Source organism: Xanthobacter autotrophicus, assembly GCF_029991245.1.
GTDB lineage: Bacteria > Pseudomonadota > Alphaproteobacteria > Rhizobiales > Xanthobacteraceae > Xanthobacter > Xanthobacter autotrophicus_C.
On the sequence record NZ_JAIVFO010000004.1, the window covers coordinates 18700 to 42922 of the forward strand.

The 24223-nt window shown below is 65.8% G+C and carries 28 protein-coding genes and 1 pseudogene; 5 read left to right on the forward strand and 24 right to left on the reverse strand.

What is annotated here, in order from left to right; genetic code table 11:
• Nucleotides 1-165: 165 nt before the first annotated feature.
• Nucleotides 166-405: a hypothetical protein gene (locus K9U41_RS01660; RefSeq protein ID WP_282639116.1), complete on the reverse strand. Its 240-nt coding sequence runs from the start codon at nucleotides 403-405 to the stop codon at nucleotides 166-168.
• A gap of 363 nt (nucleotides 406-768) precedes the next feature.
• A complete protein-coding gene (locus K9U41_RS01665) occupies nucleotides 769-1059 on the reverse strand; it encodes a winged helix-turn-helix transcriptional regulator (protein ID WP_282639118.1) in 291 nt (96 codons plus the stop codon).
• Nucleotides 1060-1127: 68 nt separating this feature from the next.
• On the opposite strand from K9U41_RS01665, the gene K9U41_RS01670 reads away from it, so the two are divergent.
• Nucleotides 1128-1829, forward strand: coding sequence for a hypothetical protein (locus tag K9U41_RS01670; protein ID WP_282639120.1), 702 nt, complete (start codon nucleotides 1128-1130; stop codon nucleotides 1827-1829).
• Nucleotides 1830-2012: 183 nt separating this feature from the next.
• On the opposite strand, the gene K9U41_RS01675 is transcribed toward K9U41_RS01670, so the two are convergent.
• Together K9U41_RS01675 and K9U41_RS01680 are read right to left on the reverse strand one after the other, a co-directional pair.
• Complete coding sequence (locus K9U41_RS01675) at nucleotides 2013-3353, reverse strand: IS1380 family transposase (protein ID WP_282639121.1); 1341 nt, start codon at nucleotides 3351-3353, stop codon at nucleotides 2013-2015.
• 122 nt (nucleotides 3354-3475) lie between these two features.
• A protein-coding gene (locus tag K9U41_RS01680; RefSeq protein WP_282639122.1) for an IS630 family transposase occupies nucleotides 3476-4422 on the reverse strand; the annotation gives its coding sequence in 2 pieces (ribosomal slippage) (nucleotides 3476-4083 and nucleotides 4083-4422; 948 coding nt in all).
• 84 nt (nucleotides 4423-4506) lie between these two features.
• On the opposite strand from K9U41_RS01680, the pseudogene K9U41_RS01685 reads away from it, so the two are divergent.
• Nucleotides 4507-4876, forward strand: a pseudogene (locus tag K9U41_RS01685) (IS91 family transposase); the annotation flags it as partial.
• Between the two features lie 463 nt (nucleotides 4877-5339).
• On the opposite strand, the gene K9U41_RS01690 reads toward K9U41_RS01685, so the two are convergent.
• The 8 genes from K9U41_RS01690 to K9U41_RS01725 all read right to left on the reverse strand — a co-directional run bounded on the left by K9U41_RS01690 (nucleotide 5340) and on the right by K9U41_RS01725 (nucleotide 12363).
• A complete protein-coding gene (locus tag K9U41_RS01690; protein WP_282639123.1) occupies nucleotides 5340-5846 on the reverse strand; it encodes a GNAT family N-acetyltransferase in 507 nt (168 codons plus the stop codon).
• A complete protein-coding gene (locus K9U41_RS01695; RefSeq protein ID WP_282639124.1) occupies nucleotides 5843-6133 on the reverse strand; it encodes a DUF1778 domain-containing protein in 291 nt (96 codons plus the stop codon). Before K9U41_RS01695 ends, K9U41_RS01690 begins: the two co-directional genes overlap by 4 nt.
• A 117-nt stretch (nucleotides 6134-6250) precedes the next feature.
• Nucleotides 6251-7195 (reverse strand): FAD:protein FMN transferase, encoded by a 945-nt coding sequence (locus tag K9U41_RS01700; protein WP_282639125.1) that lies wholly within the window; start codon nucleotides 7193-7195, stop codon nucleotides 6251-6253.
• Nucleotides 7176-9368 (reverse strand): PepSY domain-containing protein, encoded by a 2193-nt coding sequence (locus K9U41_RS01705; protein WP_282639126.1) that lies wholly within the window; start codon nucleotides 9366-9368, stop codon nucleotides 7176-7178. The genes K9U41_RS01700 and K9U41_RS01705 overlap by 20 nt, the downstream gene beginning before the upstream one ends.
• A gap of 17 nt (nucleotides 9369-9385) precedes the next feature.
• The gene (locus tag K9U41_RS01710; RefSeq protein WP_282639127.1) at nucleotides 9386-9856 is read right to left on the reverse strand and encodes a DUF2271 domain-containing protein; all 471 of its coding nucleotides are present in this window, start codon (nucleotides 9854-9856) and stop codon (nucleotides 9386-9388) included.
• 35 nt (nucleotides 9857-9891) lie between these two features.
• On the reverse strand, nucleotides 9892-10248 hold the full coding sequence (locus K9U41_RS01715; protein ID WP_282639128.1) for a hypothetical protein: 357 nt from the start codon (nucleotides 10246-10248) through the stop codon (nucleotides 9892-9894).
• An 85-nt stretch (nucleotides 10249-10333) separates the two neighbouring features.
• On the reverse strand, nucleotides 10334-11695 hold the full coding sequence (locus K9U41_RS01720) for a sensor histidine kinase (RefSeq protein ID WP_282639129.1): 1362 nt from the start codon (nucleotides 11693-11695) through the stop codon (nucleotides 10334-10336).
• Nucleotides 11692-12363 carry a response regulator transcription factor gene (locus K9U41_RS01725; RefSeq protein ID WP_282639130.1) on the reverse strand — a complete coding sequence of 224 codons (672 nt, stop codon included), beginning with the start codon at nucleotides 12361-12363 and terminating at the stop codon, nucleotides 11692-11694. Before K9U41_RS01725 ends, K9U41_RS01720 begins: the two co-directional genes overlap by 4 nt.
• A 236-nt stretch (nucleotides 12364-12599) precedes the next feature.
• Between K9U41_RS01725 and K9U41_RS01730 the strand changes: the two genes are divergently transcribed.
• From K9U41_RS01730 to K9U41_RS01740, 3 genes are all read left to right on the forward strand, one after another.
• Nucleotides 12600-12884 (forward strand): PepSY domain-containing protein, encoded by a 285-nt coding sequence (locus K9U41_RS01730; RefSeq protein ID WP_282639131.1) that lies wholly within the window; start codon nucleotides 12600-12602, stop codon nucleotides 12882-12884.
• Nucleotides 12885-12909: 25 nt separating this feature from the next.
• Nucleotides 12910-13989 carry an IS630 family transposase gene (locus K9U41_RS01735; RefSeq protein ID WP_282639132.1) on the forward strand — a complete coding sequence of 360 codons (1080 nt, stop codon included), beginning with the start codon at nucleotides 12910-12912 and terminating at the stop codon, nucleotides 13987-13989.
• A gap of 133 nt (nucleotides 13990-14122) precedes the next feature.
• Entirely contained in the window at nucleotides 14123-14476 is a 354-nt protein-coding gene (locus K9U41_RS01740; RefSeq protein WP_282639133.1) for a hypothetical protein, read from the forward strand.
• Between the two features lie 153 nt (nucleotides 14477-14629).
• On the opposite strand, the gene virB11 is transcribed toward K9U41_RS01740, so the two are convergent.
• From virB11 to K9U41_RS01800, 12 genes are read right to left on the reverse strand one after another with little or no spacing between them, the layout of a single operon-like run.
• A complete protein-coding gene (gene virB11, locus K9U41_RS01745; RefSeq protein ID WP_282639135.1) occupies nucleotides 14630-15643 on the reverse strand; it encodes a P-type DNA transfer ATPase VirB11 in 1014 nt (337 codons plus the stop codon).
• A gap of 13 nt (nucleotides 15644-15656) precedes the next feature.
• Nucleotides 15657-16829 carry a type IV secretion system protein VirB10 gene (gene virB10 / locus K9U41_RS01750; protein ID WP_282639136.1) on the reverse strand — a complete coding sequence of 391 codons (1173 nt, stop codon included), beginning with the start codon at nucleotides 16827-16829 and terminating at the stop codon, nucleotides 15657-15659.
• Between the two features lie 9 nt (nucleotides 16830-16838).
• Entirely contained in the window at nucleotides 16839-17699 is an 861-nt protein-coding gene (gene virB9, locus K9U41_RS01755) for a P-type conjugative transfer protein VirB9 (protein ID WP_282639137.1), read from the reverse strand.
• Nucleotides 17696-18367: a virB8 family protein gene (locus K9U41_RS01760; RefSeq protein ID WP_282639177.1), complete on the reverse strand. Its 672-nt coding sequence runs from the start codon at nucleotides 18365-18367 to the stop codon at nucleotides 17696-17698. Before K9U41_RS01760 ends, virB9 begins: the two co-directional genes overlap by 4 nt.
• Entirely contained in the window at nucleotides 18367-18648 is a 282-nt protein-coding gene (locus K9U41_RS01765) for a hypothetical protein (RefSeq protein ID WP_282639138.1), read from the reverse strand. The genes K9U41_RS01760 and K9U41_RS01765 overlap by 1 nt, the downstream gene beginning before the upstream one ends.
• 39 nt (nucleotides 18649-18687) lie before the next feature.
• Entirely contained in the window at nucleotides 18688-19620 is a 933-nt protein-coding gene (locus tag K9U41_RS01770) for a type IV secretion system protein (RefSeq protein ID WP_282639139.1), read from the reverse strand.
• A gap of 3 nt (nucleotides 19621-19623) precedes the next feature.
• Nucleotides 19624-19845, reverse strand: coding sequence for an EexN family lipoprotein (locus K9U41_RS01775; protein ID WP_394107490.1), 222 nt, complete (start codon nucleotides 19843-19845; stop codon nucleotides 19624-19626).
• Nucleotides 19846-19853: 8 nt separating this feature from the next.
• Entirely contained in the window at nucleotides 19854-20549 is a 696-nt protein-coding gene (virB5, locus tag K9U41_RS01780) for a P-type DNA transfer protein VirB5 (protein ID WP_394107489.1), read from the reverse strand.
• Nucleotides 20549-22912, reverse strand: coding sequence for a VirB4 family type IV secretion/conjugal transfer ATPase (locus K9U41_RS01785; RefSeq protein ID WP_282639141.1), 2364 nt, complete (start codon nucleotides 22910-22912; stop codon nucleotides 20549-20551). The genes virB5 and K9U41_RS01785 overlap by 1 nt, the downstream gene beginning before the upstream one ends.
• Complete coding sequence (locus tag K9U41_RS01790) at nucleotides 22905-23243, reverse strand: type IV secretion system protein VirB3 (RefSeq protein ID WP_282639142.1); 339 nt, start codon at nucleotides 23241-23243, stop codon at nucleotides 22905-22907. The genes K9U41_RS01785 and K9U41_RS01790 overlap by 8 nt, the downstream gene beginning before the upstream one ends.
• A gap of 5 nt (nucleotides 23244-23248) precedes the next feature.
• The gene (locus tag K9U41_RS01795) at nucleotides 23249-23554 is read right to left on the reverse strand and encodes a TrbC/VirB2 family protein (RefSeq protein ID WP_282639143.1); all 306 of its coding nucleotides are present in this window, start codon (nucleotides 23552-23554) and stop codon (nucleotides 23249-23251) included.
• 5 nt (nucleotides 23555-23559) lie between these two features.
• Nucleotides 23560-24222, reverse strand: coding sequence for a lytic transglycosylase domain-containing protein (locus K9U41_RS01800; RefSeq protein WP_282639144.1), 663 nt, complete (start codon nucleotides 24220-24222; stop codon nucleotides 23560-23562).
• Nucleotide 24223 lies beyond the last annotated feature (1 nt).

Below are 24223 nucleotides of genomic sequence, written 5' to 3' on the forward strand. Positions count from 1 at the left end.
GCGACACGCCGCCCGGAGCAAGATCAATACGGAACAGCACGTCGTCGGCCTTGAGCGGGGCGTTCGGCGCAACCGGCGCCTCGCCCGGCACGATCGCGACCGATCGGTGCCCAGCCGCTACCGGCTTACCATCGGTGTCGGAGCCGCTTGATCATCGCTGATCCTTCATATCTCGGTGCCGGCCACTGGCCGCTCCGCCAACGCAAAACTCTGAAGCTTTCGGGCTTTATTGCAGTCGACGTCCGCCGTGGTGATGACTGCCATGAACGCTGCCCTGACGATCTCTTTCCGTGTGGCCTCAGGGAATTCCTGTCGCACCGCATCAAACAGCTGCTTCGGACTAAGGTCAGGCGCAGCCAGCCGAACCAGTACGGCACAAATCTCCTGAACGCGTTTCGTAGCCATGAGAGACGCATCCTTCAACATCATGCTCGATGGCATGCAGAATGCCTTCCGAGCCCGCCGGGCGCAATGACCACTTTCGCGAGATCGGGCGCATGTCTCGTCCCACCAGGTGGCGCACACTTAAATCGAGCTTGGCGTAGCGCCTTCGGCAGCTACGGATCACTTTAGCTCTTTCCGAACGGATTTTGCTGCTTGAAATCGAGCGCGCGTGCGCTCGTCGGCGCCGGGACCTGGCCTGAAACGCAGATCCTCCGGGCCGACCTCCGCGCCATCTCTGTCAACCAGCTTGACCCTAGGCAACCGGCGACCACATTGGTCCGTCACCACCACAGGCGGGCGGTTCTCGGAGGCGAATTGGTCACCTCATTGCTGAAGGGCGACCAATGCCGGAGCAAGCGCGCGGCCCTTCTCCGTAAGGCTGTAGATCGGGCGCGCCAACGCGCCGCCTCGCAGCAAGACCCCAGCCGCACAGAGGCGCTCGAGCCGATCCGACAGCGTATTTCGCGCCATGCCAAGGCTGCGCTGAAACTCGGAAAACCTCTGCGCCCCCAGGAATGCGTCGCGAATGATGAGGAGTGTCCACCAGTCGCCAACGTCATTGAGCGCGCGGGCGAGCGAGCAGTTGAACGTCGCGAGATCGGTCTTTCCTGGCACGGTTGCACGTTGGAATTATTGCAGTTATAGTCTCAGTCTGCAACTATTTTAGAATTCGGACAAGCGCCATGACCGAAGGCAGGCAGGTCGAGACGAAAGATGCCGCCAGCGCCGCAATCCGGATTGGCGGCGCCGGGGTGGTGCTCGGCGCAGTCATGATTGCCGTCGTCAGCGGACTCTATGCGGCGTCGCCCACGGCGGCGACGATGCCCGTGGTGACGGCGCGGCTGCCGGAGGCGCTCGAAGCCCTGAGAGCGAGCGACGGCATGCAGCTGTGGTGGATTGGCGTGGTGGGCTTGACGGGGGATGTCATCTTCGCTGCGGCCGCAATGATGGTCGCCTTTGGTCTCGTACTGCGCGGGCAGCCGATCAAGGCGGCGGGATGGCTCGGGATCGCGCTCAGCAATATCATCTTCGTCAGTGTCGACGCGCTCGTTGGACGAACTTTGGTGGCGGCCGCTTCGAGCGGCACTTCGGAGGCCGGGTTTGTCGCGACCAAGAGTTTCTCCGATGCTCTGTTCATTTCGGGAACCTTCGCCTTCGGAGCGGGGACATTGCTCCTGTTCGGGCCAGTGCTGATCCGGAGTGGAACGTTTTCATCGCGCGCGATCTCGTTCCTCGGAATCGCCGTCGGATTGCTCGGTGTCGGTGCTGCGCTGATCTGCCTGTTCGGCGCCGACGCGGGCCAACTGCTGGGTCTTGTGATCGCCGCAGGCTCGGCGATCTTTCTGATTGTCGGCATGCGAGCGGCGAAAGACGCCCTTGCCTAGCCCGCATTATGCAGCGCTTTGAGCTTTGTGCCGCTTGCGGCGCAGTTTTTGGGTGATGCGATCGAGAGTTTTTGGTCACACCGACGCGCATTTCCGTCACCGGCGGCGTGGCCAGAGTTCGAAGAGGAAGGGTTTGCGGGTTGACGGGACAGGTTTGGTTTTCGGGGCGTGGCGCCGCGCCGCTCAGGTGGCGAGGCGCGGGATTTTTTCGAGTGCGAAACGCAAGATGTCCTGTCCGCAGCACGATGTCGGCAAATGAATCCTGATCATCGTCTTCATCTCGACGACGCGCGCGGCGATCTTGATCAGCCGCAGGCGCAGCGTGTCGAACTGCGCGACGCGCCACATCGATCGCCGCGGCATTGACTGGCGCAAGCCCCACATCAACCAGTAGGCGCCGGCGTGCAGGAACAAACGCAGCTGGTTGGCGCTGGCCTTCATGCAGGACGTGCGGTCCGCCGCCAGATGCGTCTTCCAGGATTTGATGTGATTCTCGGCCTGACCTCGTCGGCAGTACACGTCCTCGTAAAGCCTGCGCGCGTTGCGGGTCGTCAGATTGGTGACGACAAAGCGCGTATCGGGTCCGTCCGCGCTGGCCTCGACGCGGGCGATGATGCGCTCGACGCGGCTCCAGCTTTGTGCGCCGTCGAGGAACTCCTTGAAGCGTCGAACCTTGCCGTTTTTGGGCGTAGCCTCGAACGTCGCCGTCGCTTTGGCCTTGAGGGCCAGGATGTGCGCTCGCAACGTCGAGGTCGGCGCCACGCCGAAGACGAAGTCGAGACCGTTGGCGCGGCAGAAGTCGATCGTCTCCGGCGTGCAATAATGGCTATCGCCGCGCAGCAGGATTTCGGTCTTGGGCCAATGGCTGCGAACGGCGAGCAACAGGCGGCGCAAGAAGGCCCTGATCTCCTTGCCGCTGGGCCGGCTGGCGGGACGCAGAATGGCGGTGACGAAGCGACCGGCGCCGTCGAACACGACGATCGGCTGAAAGCCGTATTCGTCATAGTGCGCATTGAACAACCGCAATTGCTGGCCGCCATGGACGGCGTCGAACGTGTCGTCGATGTCGAGGGTGATGCGCTTGGGGACCTGCGTGAACGATTCGCAATAGAGGTCGACCATGGCGTGGCCCATGCGCAGCAGGGCGCGGGCGTCGGGCAGATTTTCCAGACGCGAGATCGTCGACTGCGAACACAGATCGCGGTCTGAGGGCGAAAGATCATGCGCCATCTTGAAGACGGGATCGACGCGAAGGCTGTTGGCGTCGTTGCCGTCCTCGTAACCCGCGGCGATCATCAGCAGGCGAAACCGGATGATGTCGGCGAGCGTGTGCGTGATCTGCTCCGGCGCGCGCGGATCGACAATGCAGGCGGCCATGCGTTCGGCGACGCGAAGACGTTGCTCGACCTCGCGCAACACCAGCACGCCGCTGTCCGACGACAACAATCCGCCGTCGAATTTGGCGACGACAGGCTTGCCGGAAACAGGTGACAGGCCTGGCAACGGCAGCATCGGATCAATCATGGCGGGTGTGGCCTTTTGAAATCGCGTTGATTGGCGTCGACAACCAAATCATACACGAAATCAGCTCGTTAAGCTGCATCCGCCTGCTTGCGCTGCATAATGCGGGCTAGAGCGTTTTCCGCTCATAATGGCTCATATCCTGCGGCCATGAAGAAGTTCTGGCATTCCTTTGGCGTGAAGCAGTCGATGAGGCGACCGATGGCGTCCCACAGGCCGGCGACGGAGCGCTCGGCGGCATTGCGCAGGAGCGCCTTGAGCTTTGAGAATGCCTTCTCGATGGGATTGAAGTCGGGGCTGTAGGGCGGCAGATAAAGCAGACCGGCGCCGGCAGCCTCGATGGCGGCGCGGACCTGAGGCCCCTTGTGGGAGCCGAGATTGTCCATCACCACCATGTCGCCTGGCGAAAGCTCGGGACTGAGAACCTGTTCCACATAGGCCTGGAATGCCACGGCGTTGATCGGGCCGTCGAGTACCATGGGTGCGACCATGCCGGTGGATCTCAGGCCGGCGACGAAGGTGGTCGTCTTCCAGTGGCCGTGCGGCACGCCGACCCGCAGGCGTTTCCCGCGCCGGCAACGGCCGTGGCGGCGCGCCATGTTGGTGGAAGCCCAGGTCTCGTCGATGAAGACGAGCCGCTCCGGGTCCAGGTCCAGTTGGCCGTCGAACCAGGCTTGGCGCTGTTTCAGGATATCGGGGCGGTCCTGCTCGGCCGCGTGCGCGGTCTTTTTTTCCAAGTGATGGCGTGACGGTCGAAGAAGCGCCAAAGCGTGCCGATGGCGAAGCGGTGCCCGTGGGCGGCCAGCTGATGCTGAAGCTCCATCAGGGTGATGTCGCCTGTCTCCTCCACCAGCTTCAGGATCAGGTCGGCCTGCGCCTCGATCCGGGCGGAGAGGGTGTCACCGCCGCGCGGCTTGGCCGCGACGCTTCCGGTTTCCCGTACCCTGGCGCACCAGCGCACGGCGCTGGCGATACTCACTCCGAAGCGCTCGGCCGCCTGCCGCCGCGACATCCCGCCCTCGACGGCGGCAACCACCCGCTCCCGCAGGTCCAAAGACAGCGTCCTGGCCATGCATGTCGGCCTCCCTCTCCGACACGAAGCTCGAATCAGAACGCCGCTGATTTGGGAATCCCAGCCGAATCAAAACGCGAGGAAAACGCTCTAGCTAGCCGGCACTGTCCGAAGTGCCAAGGAACGGCTCGGGCAGAGCGGTTGGCCGCACGCCAGGCTGAGCTGCTCCCGGTAACCTACTTCCACGTCGTGTTCACGCTGCCGGCACCGGTGGCCGTGATCGCGTTCCAGAACAAGGCGGCGGTCTATGCCATCCTGTTCAGAGCGGCGGCCGAGACGCTGCGCACCATCGGCGCCGATCCGAAGCATCTCGGCGCGGAGATTGGCCTTGTCGCCGTCCTCCACACTTGGGGCCAGAATCTGCGCCATCATGCCCGGTGGTGGCCCGTCGCCCGATGGCACGCGCTGGATCGCGTGCCGCCCCGGCTTCTTCCTGCCCCTGCGCGTGCTGTCGCCGGAAGGACTGTCGTCACCACGGCAAGGCGAAGGTCATGACCCTCGGTGCCGGCGAGTTCATCCGGTGCTGTCTGCTCCACATGGCGTATGTCTCCTTTTCAAATCATCGGCATGGCCCGAACAGCTCATCGAAGAGGTCGCCGAACCACGCCTCGAACACGTCCACCTTGGCCTCCGTGACGGGGATATGCTCGGGCCAGTCATCGGTGACGGTCCAGGTCGCGAGGTCATGTTACGGCGGTTGGCCCGGAAAGGGCCAAGGATAGCTGAGCAACGGTTCAAGCTGCTCGGATGCGGTCGGCGGGCGTTCCTTACGAAGTCTGGCCATTGCGCCAGAATCGCCGAACGAGGCCGCTGAAAGAATAGCCTTTTTCTACGCTGGAAGCCTCCGCGCGCCGTGGCGTAAAAATACTTGCACGCGGCGGCACGGGGCGGAAACGGCGTAGGAGCGGAGGCGATCGTCATGGTGATAGCAGGCTCAGCGCCGTCGCCATCGGCAGATAGAGGGTGCGCGGCCGCTTGACCAAATGCATGAAGCCAAAGACGGCATAGAAAGCGGCTGCGTTGTCGTCGATGGCGTCGGCGAAGATAGCGTGCGCTCCGATAGGCGCGGCCGCCACGGTTCTGATGGCGTCGAACAGCAGGGCTTCCCCAAGCCCATGTCCGGCGTAATCGCTATGCCGCCCAAGCCAGCCGATCAGCACCGCCGGGACGGTCGGATAGCGCGGCAGCTTCTTCGCCAGCGGCTCGGGAACCTCGTTCAACGGCACGTTGCTGGACGACAGGGTGTAGAAGCCCGCCACCCGGTCCGTCGCGATCTCCCTGGCGACGAAGCAGGTGGCGTATTTATTCTTCACGTCCTGCGAGACGGCCTTGCGGAAGTAGCTGTCGATCCGGTCGTTGCCGCAGGTGAAATCTGCCCGCTTGTGCGCCTTCGCCAGCGGCTCGATGGTGAAGTGGACGCTCACCGGCGTTCGATCAGCTCGGCATGGCGTTTCGCCGCGCGGGCCAGCCGCTCGTTCGGCTTGGGCGGATTGATCAGTGCCTCGGCGAAGCGGATTTGGTCCTCGCGCGCGAGGCGCATGATGTCGGCGTCCTCGACAACGCGTCGTGCGTCCTCGCCAGCGGTGGCGATGAGATAGCCGGTCAGGGTCAGGCCGCGCAGGCGAGCGGCGCGCTGAATCTGATCATAGACATGGACCGGGATACGCGCTTCCAATCGGGCGGTCTCGGCTTCAACTTGGGGCTTTGGCATAAGGGCCTCCTTTTGTCCCATCATTTACGGCAAAATGCCGTATCGTTCAAGATGCCACATGCCCCTCCTTGGTCGTTTCCTTCTCGGTATTGGAGTGCTTCCGCGTCCCAATCATCCTTACCTGCATGGCCACGTCGACACCACCTTCCCATCGGTCTGCACGAACAGCGCGGCGAGGCCGAGGCGGCGGGCGAGCGCCGGGCCCTCACTCGCCCCGCGCACCATCAAGGCGGTGGCCCAGGCATCCGCCGCCATGCAGGTCTCGCTGAGCACGGTGACGGCGGCAAGGTCGTTCTCCAGCGGTGCGCCGCGAAACGGGTCCATGGTGTGCGAGACCGCCCGCCCCGCCACCTGCCTTTGGTGGCGATAGCTGCCGGACGTGGCGACGGCGGCGCCGGACAGCTCCAGCACGCCGAGAATCTCCCGCTCCCCCGGCGTGGGCTTTTCATGGGCGATGGTCCAGGGGCGGCCATCGGGCTTCGTGCCCTCGGCCCGCATCTCGCCGTCGATGCCCACCAGCCAGGAGGACAGGCCCGCCGCCGTCATCTCCCGCGCCAATTCGTCCACGCCGAAGCCCTTGGCGATGCCGGAGAGGTCAAGCCGCAACGGCGCCAGCCGGCGCGCGCGACAGCCGGCCGGATCGAGCTGAAGAGTTTTCGGCGGCTCGAACGAGGGACGGCCGGCAATCGCGGCGATGCGCCCGCCATCGGGCACGCGCGCGCCGCCGCCGAAGCCCCAGGCCTGGACCAGATCGCCCACGCCGATATCGAACGCCCCCTGCGACAGGCGGCCGATCTCCAGGGCCGTGGCGAGTACATGCGCCAGTTCGCGGGGGATCTGCACCCAGGCGCCCACCGGCGCGGCGTTGAGCCGCTCCAGATCCGACTCCGGGCGCCAGGTGGACATCTGCTGCTCCACCCGCTCGACGGCGCCCTGGAGGCGGTGGGTCAGCGCCGCCTCGTCCACATCGCCGCCCGCATGGAACACGGCCGACCAGCGCGAGCCCATGGCGGGGCCGCTCAGGGCGTGGCGATGCGGGGCCTCAGTAGACATCTTCGACATAGCGCCCGCACGACTTGAGGGTGGCAAGATCGAGGCCGAGCGGGCGCACCACCGGCTCGAAGGCGCGGGTCACCGCATCGGCCATGTCGCGGCCGCCGCACACCAGAATCTGCGCGCCCTGCTTCAGCAGTTCCCGCAGGCGCGGCGCATCGGCGGCGATCCGGTCCTGGACATAGGCGCCCCCTTCCACATCCCGCGAGAAGGCGGTCTTGAGGGAGGTCAGGCGCCGTTCCGCCAGATGCTGGGCCAGTTCATGTTCGTACAGGAAATCGGAAGCGGCGCTGCGCCCGCCCCAGTAGAGATGCATGGGCCGCCCCGCCGCATTGGCGCGCACGAAGCCGGCAAGCGGCCCGATGCCGGCCCCGGCGCCGATCAGGATCAGCGGCGCGCGCCCCGCCGCCGGGCGGAACGCCGGATTCTCGCGGATGAAGGCGTTGATCGCGCCACCCGGGGCCAGCGCGTGCAGGAAGGTGGAGCACCGCCCGCCTTCCCGCAGCCGCACGCAGATCTCCAGCACCCCGTCGCGGGTGGACGAGGCGAGCGAGTAGAAGCGGGGCATGGTGTCCCCCGGCGGCACGATCCCCGCCAGGTCCCCCGCCGCGAAGGCCGGCAGGCGGCCGGGCGTGCCGGTGCGCGGATCACGCGGGGCCTGAAAGCGCAGGATCGCCACCGGCGTGCCCAGCGCCTCGCCATAAAGCTCACGCCCGGCGAGCACCAGCGGCACGGTCTTCGGCGGCTCGGCCACGTGGGAGAGCGTGAGGTCGTGCCCCAGCACGGCGCCGAGGTCTTGCCCCCATTGGGCGAATTCCTGGGCCGAGCGCCGGTCCACCCGCTTCAGCGGCAAGAGGCGCGGGCACCCTTTGGCCTCCAGCGCGTCGGCGACCTCCTGGGCGAACCGGCAGAAATGCGGGAAGTTGCGATCGCCGAAGCCCAGCACCGCCACCGGCGGACGCCCCGGCACGCGCGCGAGGCGGGACAGGAAGCCCTTGGCCGAGGCCGGCGCATCGCCTTCGCCATAGGTGGCGGTGAGGATCAGAAGCCGGTCGGCGGCAAGATGTGCCGCGCCCACCTCGTTCATGGCGGCGATGTGCACCCGGTGCCCGGCGGCAGTAAGGGCGGCATGCAGGGTGCCGGCGAAGCCCCAGGTGGAATTGCCTTCGCTGCCCACGAGAATCACCGTATCGGCGCCGCGCGCGGGCGCATTCGCGGTGAAGCGCGGACGGGCCGCCCGCCGGCGCGCCCACAGGATGATGCCGGTGGCGCCCAGCATCGGCACGGCGGCCGAGGAGAGCCCCAGCAGCAGGCCGAGCAGCCACGCGCCCCGCCCGGTGTGGAGGGTGCGGACAAGATCATTGATCCGCTCCAGCCCGGTGGCCGGGGCGAAGGCCAGGGCCGCGCCGGTGGCGGCGTCGATCTGCGTCTCGCCGGCGGCGGTGCGCAGGGTGAAGATGTCGGTGGGATCGGCGGGATCGGGGAAGCTCAGCTCGCGCAGCTCCGCCAGCGGCACGGATCGCAGCGCGGCGAGGGTGCCCACCGGCGCCGGCGTGCCGCCGCTCGCGGTGACGGCGGGGGCAATCCCCTGCGCCTCGGGGATGAGGCCGAAGGTGCCGGCGGACATCCACAGGCCGGTGAGGGAGGACAGCACCAGCCCGGCGACGGCCAGCCGCCCCAGTTCGCCGTGCCAGCGCTGGGCCGGCGTGCCGCGGATCGGCCGCAGCAGCGCCCCCGCGCCGCCGAGCCGTCGCGCGAGCAGCAGCATGCCAGACACGCTCAGCGCCAGCATGGCCAGCGCGCCCAGCCCGGCCGCGGCCCGGCCCGCGTCGCCGGCCAGGAAGGAGCGGTGGAGACTGGTGATGAAGCGCGTGGTCTCAGGCACCTGATAGGGTCCCAGCCCCGTGCCGGTGGCCGGATCGACCCGCTCCACGCCGCGCGCGTCGCCGTCGTCGAAGGCCACCGTGAGGCTGCCATCCGGCCGCTGGCGGATGGCGCTGATGCCCGGGTGGCGCGCGGCGACTTGCGCCGCGAGGCCCGCGACGCTGGTGCCCGCAGGCACCGCTGGAGCCGCCGCGCGGTCCAATGCCGGCTGAAGCGAGAGCACGGCACCGGTGACGGCGACCACCGTGAGGCCGAGCGCCAGCACGACGCCCGGCAGCCCATGAAGACGGCGCAGCATGTTGATGTCCGTTTCGGTCAGAAGGTGACGGTGAGGGACTTGACGTAGCCCTTGCCGGCAAAAGGCTTGCCGGACGCGGCGGCCGCGAGCGGCGCCACCACCTCGGAGGGATTGTCCATCCCGTCCTCGACCGAGGTATCCACATGCACCTTGTAGCCGGCGTCGATCATGGCGTCGGCGAGGTCGAGGGTGATCTTCAGCGTCTTGCCGGAGCCGATGCTGGCGCCGGTGATGCCGTCGATCTCGGTCGCCCGCCCGCCGGAGGCGCGCTGCCAGTCGGAGAGGTGGCGGTAGTATTTCGCCTTGCCGCCGGCCATCCACAAGGTGCCCTTGTAGGCCCCGGCGGCGTCGGTGACGTAGAGCACCACGTAGGCGCCATTGCCGCCGTAGCGCTTCAGCGCGGTCTCGAAGGTGACCTGCCTGGCTTCGGCGAGGGTGGGGGCCACCAGCGCGGCGGTTGCGGCCACGGCGGGGAGAACGAATTTCATCGGTCGGCTCCTGGAAGGGAAAAGCGGGGAGGGGCTCATTGCACCTCGACCTTGGGCCGGGCCTTGCCGTTGAAGAGGCCGTTGTCGGGCACCGGCGCGCTGGGATCGGCGGGGCCGGTCTGGGGCAGGGCGTTGCGACCGCCGCGGCGGTCGTCGTCCTCATCATCGTCGTCGTCATCCTCGCGGTGACGGCGATTGTGGGCGCCATCGCGCTTGTGCTCGGACTTCGAGTCCGCAAAGCGCATGGCGCCGTCCGGGCCGGAAGCCTCCCGGCGCTCGTGCCGCTCGTGCCCGGACAGCGACAGGGAATGGAGGTCCGACGCCGCCAGGGCGATGCCGATGCCCGTGGTGGACAAAAGGAGAGCCGCTCCGATCAGGGTGCGCGTTTTCATGGATGCCTCCCGGCTGGTTGGTGTTGACCGGGCTCACCCTCGTGCGTGCACCTGACGGCGACCTGAAGCGCGAGCGCTATTACGTTCAGCTTCCCGTCAGGATCGCGGTCGGAAAGCGCACGGTGACCTGGAAGCCGTCCGCCTCCCCCGGGATCGGCGAGGCGAGATCGAGCCTCAGCCCGGCGCCACGGCACACGGCGGCGGCGATGGCGAGGCCGAGGCCGGAACCCTCGGCCTGGGTCGGCCCCCGCTCGAACGGGCGCAGCAGCGCCGCCAGCCGGTCGGCCGGCACCACCGGGCCGCGATTGGCGACCTCGAAGCCGTCAGCGCTCAGCCGCACATGGATGGGGGTTTCGGGCGCGCCGTGCTTCAGGGCGTTCTCGATGAGATTGCGGGCGAGGACCGCGAAGGCATCCGGGTCGAGATCGCTGACCGGGCCGCCGTCCGGCGGGATCGCCACCACAAGGTCTGAGCCCCGCTCGGTCTGGTGGTCGAGTTCGGCGATCACGTGGCGCAGCACCGGGCCGAGCGGCGCCGGATGCTCGGCCAGCAGGCCGCCGCCTTCGGCCTTTGCCAGTTGCAGCAGCTTCTCGGAGAGGCGGGTCAGGCGCCGGAGCGCGCCGGCCACGTCCCGCGCCCGCTGGCGGGTGGCGCCTTCGGGCAGTTCGGCCAGCAGGCGCTGGGTCTGCGCCAGCGCGGCGGCGATGGGGGTTCTCAGCTCGTGGGCGCTGTTGGCGGTGAAGCCCCGTTCCGCCTCCAGTGCGCCGCGCAGGCGCTCCATCAGCGCGTTGACCGAGGCGGCGACGGGCGCCATCTCCTCCGGCAGGCCGTCCGCCGACACCGGCGTGAGATTGCCGCGGCCGCGCGCCGCGATGGCCCGGCGGAACGCCAGCACCGGCTTGAGCGACAGCCGGACCGAGAGCCAGACGCCGGCCAGCGCGATGGGCACCAAGGCGACGAGGGGCCAGATCAGCGCCATCACGGCCCGCCGCACCGCGGCGGCGCGGTGGCCGAGTTCCTCCGCCGTGGTGACAACGATGGTGCCGCGCACCGCCGCCTCGGTGTAGGTGCGCAGCCGATCGGTGGTGTGGAAGCCCGGGGCAAGGCCCGGCGGGATCGCCATCAGCTCCGCGTCGCTGGACTGGAGCAGCACGCGCCCCGCGCCATCGCGCACCACATAGGTGATGTACTCCCGATGGACCCCGATGGGCGCCATGTGCTGCGGGGCGTCCCCGGCCTCGCGGGAGAGCAGCTCGGAATAGGCCAGCGGCAGCACCCGCTGCGCCACCTCCTGGAGCGCGCTGTCGAACACCTCGCCGATCTCGTGCCGCAGCACCAGTCCCGCCACCGTGGCCGCGGCGAGCCACAGCGCCGCGACCGAGGCCGCGAGCCACAGCCCGAGGCGCCGGCCCAGGCTCCACCGGCGGGACTGGCGAGGGCCGCTCACGCCCCCGCTCCCGGCGTGCCGAGGCGATAGCCCATGCCGCGCACGGTCTCGATCATGTCGGCGCCGAGCTTCTTGCGCAGGCGGGCGATATAGACCTCGATGGTGTTGCTCTCCACCTCCGCGTCGAACGAATAGAGCCGTTCCTCCAGCTGCGGCTTCGACATGAGCTGGTGCGGCCGCTGCACGAACGCCTCGAACAGGGACCATTCCCGGGCGGTGAGCGCCACCACGCGCCCCGCCCGCCGCACCGAGCGGGCGGCGAGATCGACCTCGATGTCGCCGAGGGTGACGAGCGGGTTGGGATTGCCCGCATAGCGCCGGCCCACGGCGCGGATGCGGGCGCTCAGCTCGAACAGGTCGAACGGCTTCACCAGATAGTCGTCGGCCCCGGCGTCGAGGGCCGCGATGCGATCGGAGATCTGGTCGCGCGCGGTCAGCACCATGACGGGCGTCACGTCGCCAGCGCTGCGCAGCCGCTTCAGGAAGTCGGCGCCGCGGCCGTCCGGCAGCATGAGGTCGAGCAGGACGAGCTCGAAGGCGGCGGCGTGAAGGGCGGCGCCGGCCTCGTCGAGGCGCGTCACCCAATCGGCGCAATGGTCGTCCGCGACCAGCTGGTCACGCACGGCCATGCCCAGAACGGGATCGTCTTCGACCAGCAGGATACGCATCTGTCACCTCGGCACGCCAACTTATACCAACGGCCTTTTGTCTTTGACCGCTGCCGAGAGGGGCTCGCTCAAGCGCCGCGCGGGCTTGCACCTGCGGCCGGTGAGTCAAACTCATCGGCCCCTGATCTTAGCGCGGCCGGTTGATGATGGGGCGGCAGAATGTATCCCGGCGTTCAGGTGGGCGTCAGCTCCGCGTGTTTTACCTGAGCGCGGGGCGTGCGGAGGAGAGCGACAAGGTGAAAAGTACATGGCTTGCAGGCTGCCTGCTCGCCGTCTGTCTCGCCGCAGGGCCGGCGGCGGCCGACCGCGACTGCACTGTGCCCCTCGCCGACTGGCAGCCCCGCGACGTGCTCCAGAAGAAGCTCGAGGCGGAGGGCTGGACCGTCCTGTCCATTCGCTCCGACGACGGCTGCTACAAGGTCCGGGCGACCAACGGGCAGGGCGCGCGCCTCAGGGCCAAATACAACCCCGCCAGCCTTGAGCGCATCCGCCACGGGCGGGACGACAACGACGACGATTGAGAGGGTGATCTGGGAGAGCTGGCGCATGCGCAACGGGATCATATTCATCCTCAATGAGTCCGACCGTCGGCGGCTTGACGTTCCGGTCTCGGATCGCAATACGCCCCGGAAACACGTCTGGCGCGCCCGGATCATGCTGATAAGCGCGGACGACGTCGGCACCCATGCGGTCGTGGCTGAGACCGGCACGGCGAAGATCAACGTCTGGCGCTGGCAGGCCCGCTTCATGGCGGAAGGCGTCGAAGGGCTGCTGCGCGACAAGACGCGGCCGCCGGGCCAGCCGCCGGTGGCGGCAGACAGGGCCTCGGCCGTGGTCGCCATGACGCTGAAGCCGCCGTCCCATGAGGCCATCCACTGGACCACGCGGGCCATGGCCAAGGTCGCGGGGCTGGCGGTCTCCACGGTGCAGAAGATCTGGAAGGCCCATGGCCTGGCCCCGCATCGCCGGCGGCAGTTCAATCTCTCCAACGATCCCGCCTTTGCCGAGAAGCTCAACGACGTGGTCGGGCTCTACGTCAGCCCGCCGGCCCATGCCCTGGTGCTGAGCCTCGACGAGAAGTCGAAGATCCAAACGCTCGACCGTACCCAGCCCGGACTGCCGCTGAAGAAAGGCCGCGGCGCCACCCTGACCCACGATTACAAGCGCAACGGCACGATCACGCTGTTCGCCGCGCTCGATGTCCTGACCGGCGCGGTATTCGGACGCAACATGCAGCGCCATCGGCATCAGGAGTTCATCCGCTTCCTCAACGCCTTCGAGCGCGACATCCCGGCCGGCAGGCTGATCCACGTCGTTCTCGACAATTACGCCGCCCACAAGCACGACAAGGTGCGGGCCTGGCTTGATCGCCATCCGCGCTGGACGTTCCACTTCTCGCCCACGTCCAGTTCGTGGCTGAACGCGGTCGAGGGCTTCTTCGCCATCCTGACCCGCCGCCGGCTGCAGAATGGCGTCTTCCGGTCCGTCGTCGATCTCCAGGCAGCCATCAACCGCTTCATCGGAGAACACAACCAGACCCCAAAGCCCTTCATCTGGCGCGCTGACCCCGATGCCATCATCACAGCGCGAAACCGAGGGTTCCAAGAGTTGGAGTCAATCCAATAGCATCCGGGCATTTTGCAAAGACGAGCCTGAATCAGAACGATCTCTCCAATGGACGTCGGCGGACAGTGTTTCGAGAGCTTTCGTTACGACGATCGAGTGGCTAATAAAATTAGTGTGTCAGTTGGATAGTGGAGTGTTACCTGTGTCTGTTTTCCTATCAGAGGCATCGTTTTACCACAATCGACCGACTGAGATTGTGGACATTCTGTGTGGCCAACTCGCACAATTTGGATCAATAGTTTTGTATGACGACAGTTATGTCCTTAATTTTGAAGTGGGGAAAGCAAAGCTGAAGGCGATTGAGAATATGATTATGATACGAGTTGAGTCCGGTGATCTAATAAGTTCGTATGCGATCAAAACACTTATAGAAGGGCATCTAGTAGAAGTTGATGATATCAAGGAAACGGCGATATTATGGATTCCAGTCAAGGTCGAGCCATTTGCCTCATTGGCAGATTGCACCAGTCTGATGAAAAAAAAGTGATGGAACGTGGTTTCACAGCGGTGGAACCGATGAGGGTGGTAAGTGATCCCCATCGAGTAGGTGGCGGCCCCTGCCACGTACAACTGAAGAGTGGGTCGCGTCCGTCCGGAACTTGATTTAGCAACGCGCCCATGTACTCCCCCGCAATAAAAGTTATTCATCTTCTCCATGATGCCGGTGTGGGTCGAAATAGACCTCCGTCACCCGAAAGCGCCCACCTATTCGCTTACACTGAACGATGACGTCGATTGCTATCTTCAGCAGATCCCGGATATCGCCGCGCTCCAGGTCGCGGCCGCCGTCGGATTCTTTGACGAGCAGGGTGAGCTGCTCAAACGCGAGCCGCGTTGAATTCGCGTGCACCGTCGTGATCGAGCCCGGATGGCCGGAATTCACGTTGCGGATGTAATAGAACGCCGTTCCGTCTCGAAGCTCCTGGAGCAGGACGCGGTCCGGACGCATGCGCAGCGAAGCCTCGAGGAGCTCCTTCGGGCCGACCTTTGCGAGTCCCTGGTCATCCTTGGAATAGAACAGCCGTACGTGATTATCCTGAGGGATCACGAGCTCTCGTGTGTCCTCGATCGTAATGAGGCGCTCGTCCTCCGGGATTTGTTGGATCAATGCCTTTGAGAGCGTCGTCTTGCCCGACCCCGTCGCTCCCGAGATGATGATGTTCTTCCGGGCAAGAACAGCCTCCCGGAGGAAGGCCATGTAGCTTCCGGCCTGGTAGAGGCCGAGCAGCCGCACGTCGGTGGGGGAGAGCTCGTCGGCTAGCGGGCTAACCTCCGAGAAGAGGCCCCCTGTTTCTAGATCGCTGAGCGTCAGCGTCACCGCCGAGGGGTTGCGGAGCGTGATGCTCACCGTGCCCTTCGTGGTGGCGGGCGGAATGACGATCTGGATGCGGTGTTCGTCTGGCAGCGTGGCGGACAAGAGTGGGTGGGCCTCGTCGATGGCCTGGTGCGAGTAGCTGGCGACGGCGCGCGCAAGGCGCATCAGCTTTTCGAAGGTGAGTGCCGGCGCGTCGTGCGTGCGCCATCCACCGGGACCCTCAGTCATCACTACGCCTGGGCGATTGATCACGATCTCATAAAGCGACTCGTCCTTCAGAAAGTGCCCGAGGGGAGAGAGCAGCTCACGGACAACGCCGACGTCGGCGGCATCGCTCATCCCCTCCCCTCGCCTATTTCGTGACCAGCGTGGAGCGGCGACTGAAGTCTCCGAGCACGCCGCGATCGTAGATCGTGTTGCGAGGCTCGGTGACGCGCAGGCCGTAGACGCTGGAGAAGTCGAGGTCGCGGGCGACGAAGATGGAGACCATCTCGCCCTGGTGCTTCTCCAGCGTCGGCGGAATGTTGATGGACTGCTCGACGGCGATGGCGGCCGCCTGCTGGCCGGCATTTGCGCTGTTCTGCACCTGAATGTCCCCCTGCTGGAGCTGGCCCTGTGCGTAGTTGGCGGCGTCGCCGACAATTGAAAGCAGCAGGGCGCTGCCGAAGCGCTCCCACCAATGGGTGTCGACATAGCCGTCCATGCCGGCCCGGCCCAAAGCGTCGGTCGCGGGCGAGGCGAGCGTGATGATGATGCCCTTCGGGGTCTTGGCCCGATTCCACAGCACGAAGAGGCGAGCCTGTCCCCGGCGCAGGCCGCCGCGATACTCTCCGATGACCTGTGTGCCCTTCTCCATCAGCACGACGCGGCTGTTGTCCGACAGCACGTCGCGATTGATGACGCAGCTGGCGAAGCCCGGCTGGTCAGAGGATAGGGCGGTCTCCAGGATGCAGGGGATCGACGTGCCCATGGCGATGATGAAGTCTCGATTTCCCAGCGTGCCGGCGCGTGACCCTTCGAGGCGTGTCGGCGTCATCATCCGGCCGAAGCGCTGGTCCTCGTTCTCGCCGGGACCGTTGAAGCTGCCGCGAGCGGCATTTGGCGGCACATAGCTGGTGCTGGCGTCGGCCGGAACGCCGGCAGTTTGTGGCCGATTCTGTGAGCCGCGCTGTGCGCCGAACGCCATCACCGGGGCGCGACGGGCGGCATCGAGCATCGGATCCTCCGGCGGGGCAGATTGCGGTGCGACGACTGGTGTCGGCAACTTCACCTCCGGCGCGGTTGCGGGCGGGGGTGCGGGCTGACGGGCTGGCTCGAAATCCGTCGTCTGCCGGATGACGACACGCTCCGGCTTCTCGGCGTCCGTCGGCGGTCCTCGATCTCGCATCGACCACATGGCAAAGGCGACGAATGCGATGACGGCCAGCACCACGGCGCCGCGCTTTAGCAGCGGATTATCCTGCCGCCGGCCGGTGACTGCCTGCCCTCGCTCTCCCGGCACGCCGTTATCAATTTCGTCCGCCATCGCCAGCCCCTATTGCGCTCTGGGCGCCGCTTGTGGCTTCACAACCCGCTCAACCGAGGGAGAGGTCGTGTTGGTACCCGGGTTGATCCCGACCTGGTCATAGGCCTCGTTGAAGATGCAGAGCACGTCGCCACCGCGTCGCAGGATGAACTTGCGGCTGATGGCCTGGACGAGCACTAGGTCACCCTCGACCGATTTCGGCACGAGGCTCTCGGTCCCGTCCGAGCTCTCCATGTAGATCGCCGGCATCTCCTGATTGCCGGTGAAGGCAAAGGTCGTGAGCTTGCCGTTGTCGTAGACCGCTTCGGGCTCGAGGGCGGGGGAGCCCTGCGCCGAATAGCGCCAGTTTCGCGGGCCATATTGCTCGTGGAAGGTGAGCACCTTGTCGGCATAACCGGCCTGGGCTGCCTGTGCCCGCGCGGCTGCGTCCCGGCGCCTGCGCTCCGCATCGTCGGCCGGATAGCGGAATTTCACATAGAAATAGGTGGGCTGACCCGAGGCGACCGAGCCGTCGCGCACCGTGAGCTCCATTTGATAGCTGCGCGTTGCCCCATTGCGCCGCGTTGTCACCACCGAGATGTTGGTCACGGGTTGGTTCTCGCGCGGCTTCAGGAACAGGATGTTCCCGGCGGGCGCGACCTCCCAGGCGACCGTATTGCCGAGCGCCACATGGGCGATCTCCTCGTCCTCGGCGAACTCCACCTGAACCGAAGAGCGCAGCGAGCCCACGATCCTGGTGATGTTGTAGGGCTCGTAATCAACGAATCGAACCCGGTTGTCCTGAGGCGCGCTGGAGGGCGTCTCGAGCGCTTGTGCGGCTGAGGCGAGGCACACCGAGACCACTGCGGCGAAGAGTACGGCGCGCTTCAATTGATGGCCTCCGGATCGGCCCGGTATTCGCTCACGACGAACCCGAGGGGATTGACCAGGCGATCCGTCGAGGACATGGGCGCGTTGACATAGGCGAAGGTCAGCGTCGCCACCCAATGGGTGGTGCGCACATCCTCTCCGCGGGTGACCGTGCGGATGTAGCGGACCGACACCACATGCGGATTGATCAACGAGATCGAGACGATGTTGACCCGGGCGGTGGCCTTGCGCCCATAGATATTCTGCGGCGATTCCGGGTTGCTCCCGCGGTAAAGTGCGGCGAAGCGCTGCTGCTCCGCCTGGGTGGACAGCAGGGAAGCGGTGCGGAAGTTTTCTTCCGCCTCGCTCCAGACATAGGCTTCCCGTGCCCGGACGTATCGCGCCGCGAAGTATTTGGTGACGGCCTCGTCGTAGGCTCCCGCCGTCGAGGTCAGCGCCGAGACCACATCCACGATGCCCGTGGAATTGTCGACCCGGACAACGAAGGGCTGAACGGTCTTCAGCGGGGTCAGGCCGGCGACCGCGAAGACCGCGGCCGCCGCCAGGATACTGGCACAGATCGCCACGAACCAGGCGACCCGTGCCGACCGCTCCGCTCGGATCATCCGGTCCTGATCGAACCGCCGCGCCTTCTCAAAATAGCTTTTGAGGCTGTCGTTGGTCACCATCATCCCCGCCCCGTGCAAGATCGGTAGGAACCTGCGACGTCAAGATACGCAAACGGACCAGGCGGCGATGTCGGCCGCTCATCGGCAAATGCCGTTGCACGGCTCGGCACCAGAGGCGCAGCGTCAGATTGCGCCTTCACACCGGCGCTGCCCTCCCACTGCCACATGGCGCGGTTGAGCGGCCGGCGTGCGTAGCCGTCGCACTTGGGCAAGGGATAGGACAGCGATGCGCATCCGCTGAGAACCGACGCCACGCAAAGCAACAGGGACATACGCAACATGCACCACCCGCCTTTGAATTCTGCTCTCAGGAAACGGCGTCAGCCGGCTCCGCCCGATCGGAAGCTGCGCCCCGCGGCGCGGAAGCCTCGGCCGACGGCGCGGGCCGCATACCTGGTGCTTCGGGCGACCGTGCCTTCATGCGCATCGCGCGCGGCGCCATAGCCGTAGGTCAGCGACGCCCCACCCGCGGCAAGCGCGGACGCGATCCCGGGCAGTTGGTAAAAGACGTAGAGGGCGGAAAGCGCGATGGCGCCGAGCGCGATCGGCCGCATCAGCACGTCGGCATACGAGTCCATGGTGGCGAACGTGGCATCCAGGCAGGTCACCAGCAGCGACCCCACGGCGATGACGAGGACCTGCAGGATGACGAAGTTTGCCATCTGGCCGATCCACGCCTCGGTGAACCGGCGGGTCGACTGGAACATGGCCAGGACGACGAAGATCGGACCTATGGCCAGGACGATCGCGAGCGCGACCCGGGCATAGAGCGACACCACATATCCGATTGCCGCGACGACGAAGGTCATGACGATGACCACCAGCCCGGCCGCGCCGGTCAGGACGTCGACGGGCCAAGACCCTTTCGCCCAGATGTCGTTCGCTGATTTCTGGCCCTTGTCGAGCAGGGAATCGAAGGCAGAGGCGCTCGGCGCCGACCCGGTGTTGAGAGCCCCGGAGATCTCGGTGGGCAGGTCCTCGAAGAACACCTTCGTGACATAGGTCTGATAGTTCGATGCGTTCTGCACGAGCATCAGGATGATGGCGAGCTTCATCGCCCGGAACGCGAACTCCATGATGGGCTCGGGGATTGAGCCGCGCAGGACGAGGAAGCCGTAGATGACGACGTAGAGCGTCAGAGCGACGGTCAGCGGCCCAGTTACCCAGGACGCGATGCCCGAAGTCCCCGAGCTGATGAAGTTCTCGAGCGGGGCCTTGAACTGGTCGTCGAGGAACGAGAAGACCTGGTACATGCCCTACCCTCCGAGCGCCTTGTTCATCCGCTGGAGGCGGGCTTTGCCGTCGGCTTCGGTCGCATTCTCGCAGTTCGGCGTCTCGGCGAGCGCGCCAGGATTCTCCCGGCACTTCGCCAGCTGCGCGGCGCGCAGCGCCTCGTCGCCGAGGTAATCACTGACGGTGCGGGTCCCCTCCCCCGGCTCAAAGCACCCGGCGAGAGGAAGCAACAGGAACAGGGCCACGATCCTCCTCATGGCAGCGCCGCCCTCATCGTATCGACGCGCCGGCGCCAGTCCTCGGCCTTGCGCTGGTCGTCCACCTGTGCCTGGGCCTGCTGCACCATGCGCAGGCCCTGCATGCGCACCACATCGATCTGAAGGAACGCCGCCTCCGCCTGGAGCCTAGCCTGCAGGTCGGCCACGTCCTTCGAGGTGCCGGCCGAGGAGATCTGCTGCCGGAGCTGATCGATTCCGTCGATCCGCTTCGTGGCGGCATCGTAAATCTGCTGGCCAAGGCTCATCTGGCCGGCGTTCTTGTTCTGGATCCGGGACAGCTCCTGTGCGTAGAAATCGTTCGCGCTGGTCTGATAGGTGGAATTGGACTGCAGGAACTTCGAGGCGGACTCGCCGAAGGCGCCTGAGCCCGCACCGCTCAGCAGGCTTTCGATCGCATTAAAATCCTGGGGAAGCGCCTTGCGGATCGAGGGGTCGTTGAGCACGCTCGCGACGTCCGCCATGTTCGTCAGCTTGTTCAACGAGCCGTAGAGCTGCTGCGCCTGCTGAAGCTGCTGGTTCAAAGTGTCGAGCTGGGATTTGAGTTGCGCAATGCTCTCCAGCTGCTTGGCAAGGGCGGCTTGGTCGATCACGGGGATGCCCTGCGCATCGGCCGCGCCGGCGGAGATACAGAGCGCGGCCGTGGCCGCCAGCAGCATGGTGCGTGTGGACATCAGCCGGCACTCCTTCTTTGCTGGAACAGGGAGAGCCAGGTCTCGCTGCTGCCGCCCTCGGCGCGGATCGCGTCGGCCAGTTCCACATTGGCGGTGCGGCCGGAAAGGATGGCGAGCTCGTCGTCGAAGCCGGTGAGGTTCAGCTCGGCGACGACGCTGTTGTGCCCCTGTTTGACGATGAAGCGGCGGCTCTCCGGGGACAGTTCGCGCGCGACGAGCTGATATTCCCGCTCGGTGAGATTGAAGCCATCCACGTAGTCGACATGACTGCCGCGTGGGTTCGGCATGAAGATCTGCGTGGGGCATTGTTCGATAATGGTGTGGGCGATCGGCGAGGCGATGGCGTCGCGCGGGCTCTGTGTCGCGAACAGCATGAGACCGCCCTGCTTCCGGATGGTCTTGAGCTTGTTCTGGGCGAGATCGCGGAAGCCCTCGTCGAGCAGCGCCTTCCAGAATTCATCGATGACGATGATGATGCGGCGGCCGTCAATCAACTGCTCCACCCGGTGGAACAGGTAGGCCATGAGTGGCGTGCGGATCTCCTCGTTATCGAGGAAATCCGTCATGTCGTAGCCGAGGAACTTGGCGCCGATGCCGATGTCGTCGGTCTCATTGTCGAAGACCCAGCCGAGGGGCCCTCCCCTCTCCCAACGCCGCAGCCGGGCGGCAATGCCCTCCGGGTCGGTGTTGTTGAGGAAGGTGCGCAACGCGCCGATGGTGCGCCGCTGGACCGGGAGGTCCGCGAGGCCGTCGACGGCGCCGGCGATGTCGCGTAGGTCGCTCACGGAAAGCTCACGCGACTTCGAACCGACAAGCTTGGCGATCCATTGCGCCAGGAACACCTTGTTCTCCGGTGTAAGCTGGAGCCCCTTCAGCGGCGCGCAGCCGGTCGGCACACCATTCTTCAGCGGCAGATACGTGCCACCGGCGGCCCGCACGAAAAGGTCGGCGCCACGGTCCTTGTCGAAGAACACCATGTGGGGATCGTGCTTCTCGAGCTGCGAGAGCATGAAGTTCAGGATGACGGTCTTGCCGGATCCAGAGGGGCCGCACACGAAGGTGTTGCCGAGATCACCATGGTGGAAGTTGAAATAGAACGGCGAGCCCGAGGCCGTCTTCAGCATCGCGACGGCCGGTCCCCACTCGTTGCCTTCCTTCCTGCCCACCGGATAGGAATGAAAGGGTGACAGCGCAGCGAAGTTGCGCGACGTGATCGCGCCGGAGCGGGCTCGATAGCGGAAGTTGCCCGGCAACTGTGCCCACCAGGCTGCTTCGAGCCCGAGGTCCTCGCGCGCCACAACGGCACCGCCGTTGGTCAGATGAGAGCGTGCCTTCGCCAGATTGTCGGTGAGGTCCTTCACCGAGGGGGCGAAGACCGACAGCGTTAGGTGATGCTCGCCCAGCACGAAGCGATTGGATTCCAGATCGTCCAGCGCGCCATCGAGTTCTTCGACCTGCGAACTCGCCTTGTCGCCGGCGCTCACCATCTGGTTTTGCTTGCGTCCGAGAATGATCCGGGCATCGGCCTTCGAGGCGAAAGCGAAGGACTGCGTCAGGATAAGCTCGAACGGCGTGGTCAGGATGCCGGCGAGCATGCCGGGCCTCGTCCGTGCGGGATATTCCTTGAAGCTGAACACACCCGCATAGCGGGTCTCGGCCTCGTGGCGGATCTCCACCGTCTCACGCCCGATGATGACGCGGTCGGAATAGATCGCGGATGAAACCCGTCCCTCCGTGAGGGGCACCCGCTCCCGCCGGCCTCCGATGATCTGGTGCAGCACCTCGCTCGGCTCTGAAAACAGCAGGCCGTCGTGCTCGTAGAGAGAAAGGACCCGCGGCTGGAAACGCTTGAGGCCGGCGGTCACGTCGGTGACCTTGTCGTGGAGCTGCTTCAGCGCTTCTTCGTCGAGCTCCCGTCCCGCCCTGCGCGCCCTGCGAAGGCGGGACAGGAGCTTCGTCATCTTCTCAGCGGGATCGCGGGTTGGATGCCAGAGCAAGGTCAGATAGAGGTCGTTGCGAAACAGGTCCTCCTCCACCATGCGGGCGCGATATTTTGCGTTCAGGGTCGCGGAGAAGGGATTGGCGAACGCTCCATCGGGATAGTCGTTGTCGCGGCGGCGGATGATGTGGGTCCACAGCGCAAGGCGTTCGTCGGCGAGATTGCGGTAGAGGGTGTTGAGATCGCGGTGAAGATCGTTGAGGTCGAGCGGATCGGCGGTCTCGAACGACACGCCGTCGAGGGCAATCATGACCATCATCGCTCGGGAATCGAGCGCGATCGTCGTCTCGTCCACGTGGCGGACATACGGGATAAAGGTTTCGGGCTCGAGCTCCCGGGCTTTGACGATGGCGACGCTAGGCAAGGCCGAGGTCCTTTTCGTTGTAGCGTCTCACGAGCTTGAGGGGCGTGAGGGTCGTGCCGGCCCAGAAGGCCCCGTTGCGCGAGCGGCCGCGGGTTTCAACCCAGGCCAGCAGGACGCGGAACATGTTGTGGTCGTGCTTCACCAGGGTCTTGAACACGAGGTGAAACACGACGCCGACGAGGGCGTAGGCAATGGAACCTGCGAGGATGTAGAGCAGCGTGGTCAGGATGACGTTGACGCCCATGGCCTCCATGGTCACGCCAGCGACCATCGCCGGCCGTGTGCAGGCCAGGAACAGTGTGTCCTCCTCGAGGGGCACCGTCTTCGTCATGGCCGTCAGCCGCCTGAGATCGTGCTGACGAGCTGAGCTGCTCCGAAGATGATGCCGATCCCCAGCACCACATAGGCAGCTTTGCGCAAATCCAAATAACCAAACATCCAGGCGATGCCGACGACGATCACGGCGATCGTCGCCAGGAGCTTCGCGACATTGCCCGTGAGCAGGGTGACGATGTTCTGCAGAACGGTCTCGATACCGCCTCCGGTTGCCTGGGCGGCGGCCGGTTCCGCCATCCCGATCGCAAATACGGTCGCCACCAGCATGATGGCTGCGCCTGGGCGAACGCGCACTCTCTTACTCATTCGGCTCACTCCGATTGTTCGTTCTGGAAGACGAGAGCGGAGGATTTCCGCGCTGTTGCAAAAACATCCCAGGACGCCGGTTTCGCTTCACGGCGGGCGACTGGTGGTGCGGCAGCCGGAGGCGGCAGTGCCGACCCCTCCCCTGCTCGATCTCTTGTGGTGGACCGGCCAGCGGAGCCGATCGTGAGTGAAGCAAGCTTCGGCGCGAGACGCTTTGCCTCTTCATGCACTTGCTTGTCGTAAGCGGCCATTTCGCCGACCGAGGCGTCGCCGCGGCCGTAATAGGCCTGCAGCATCACAGTGACCGCCGCGGCAGGGCGGACGCCACTGCCGATCGCCACCCGGTAATAACGGTCGAGCAGACGGGCGGTCGCCTTCAGGTTCAGGCAGGGGTCGAACGCATCGGCGACTGTGAGTTCGAGGCGGCCAAGGTCATCAACGTTGATGCCGCCAAGGCCAAGGTCGACGTCCAGATGCTGGGCGATCAGCGTGCTGGCAACCTCGATCGCCTCCGCCTTGCTGTTCGGCGGGTCGCGCAGGGGCGTGCCGCTGTTGATGCGGATGGCAAACGGCGAGAAGCCACTTTCGAGGCTCACGACCGCCGCGAGGGTCTCCACCTGAACGGTCGGGGCGCAAGTCTGCGCAAGATCGGCGAATGCGACGGGCATG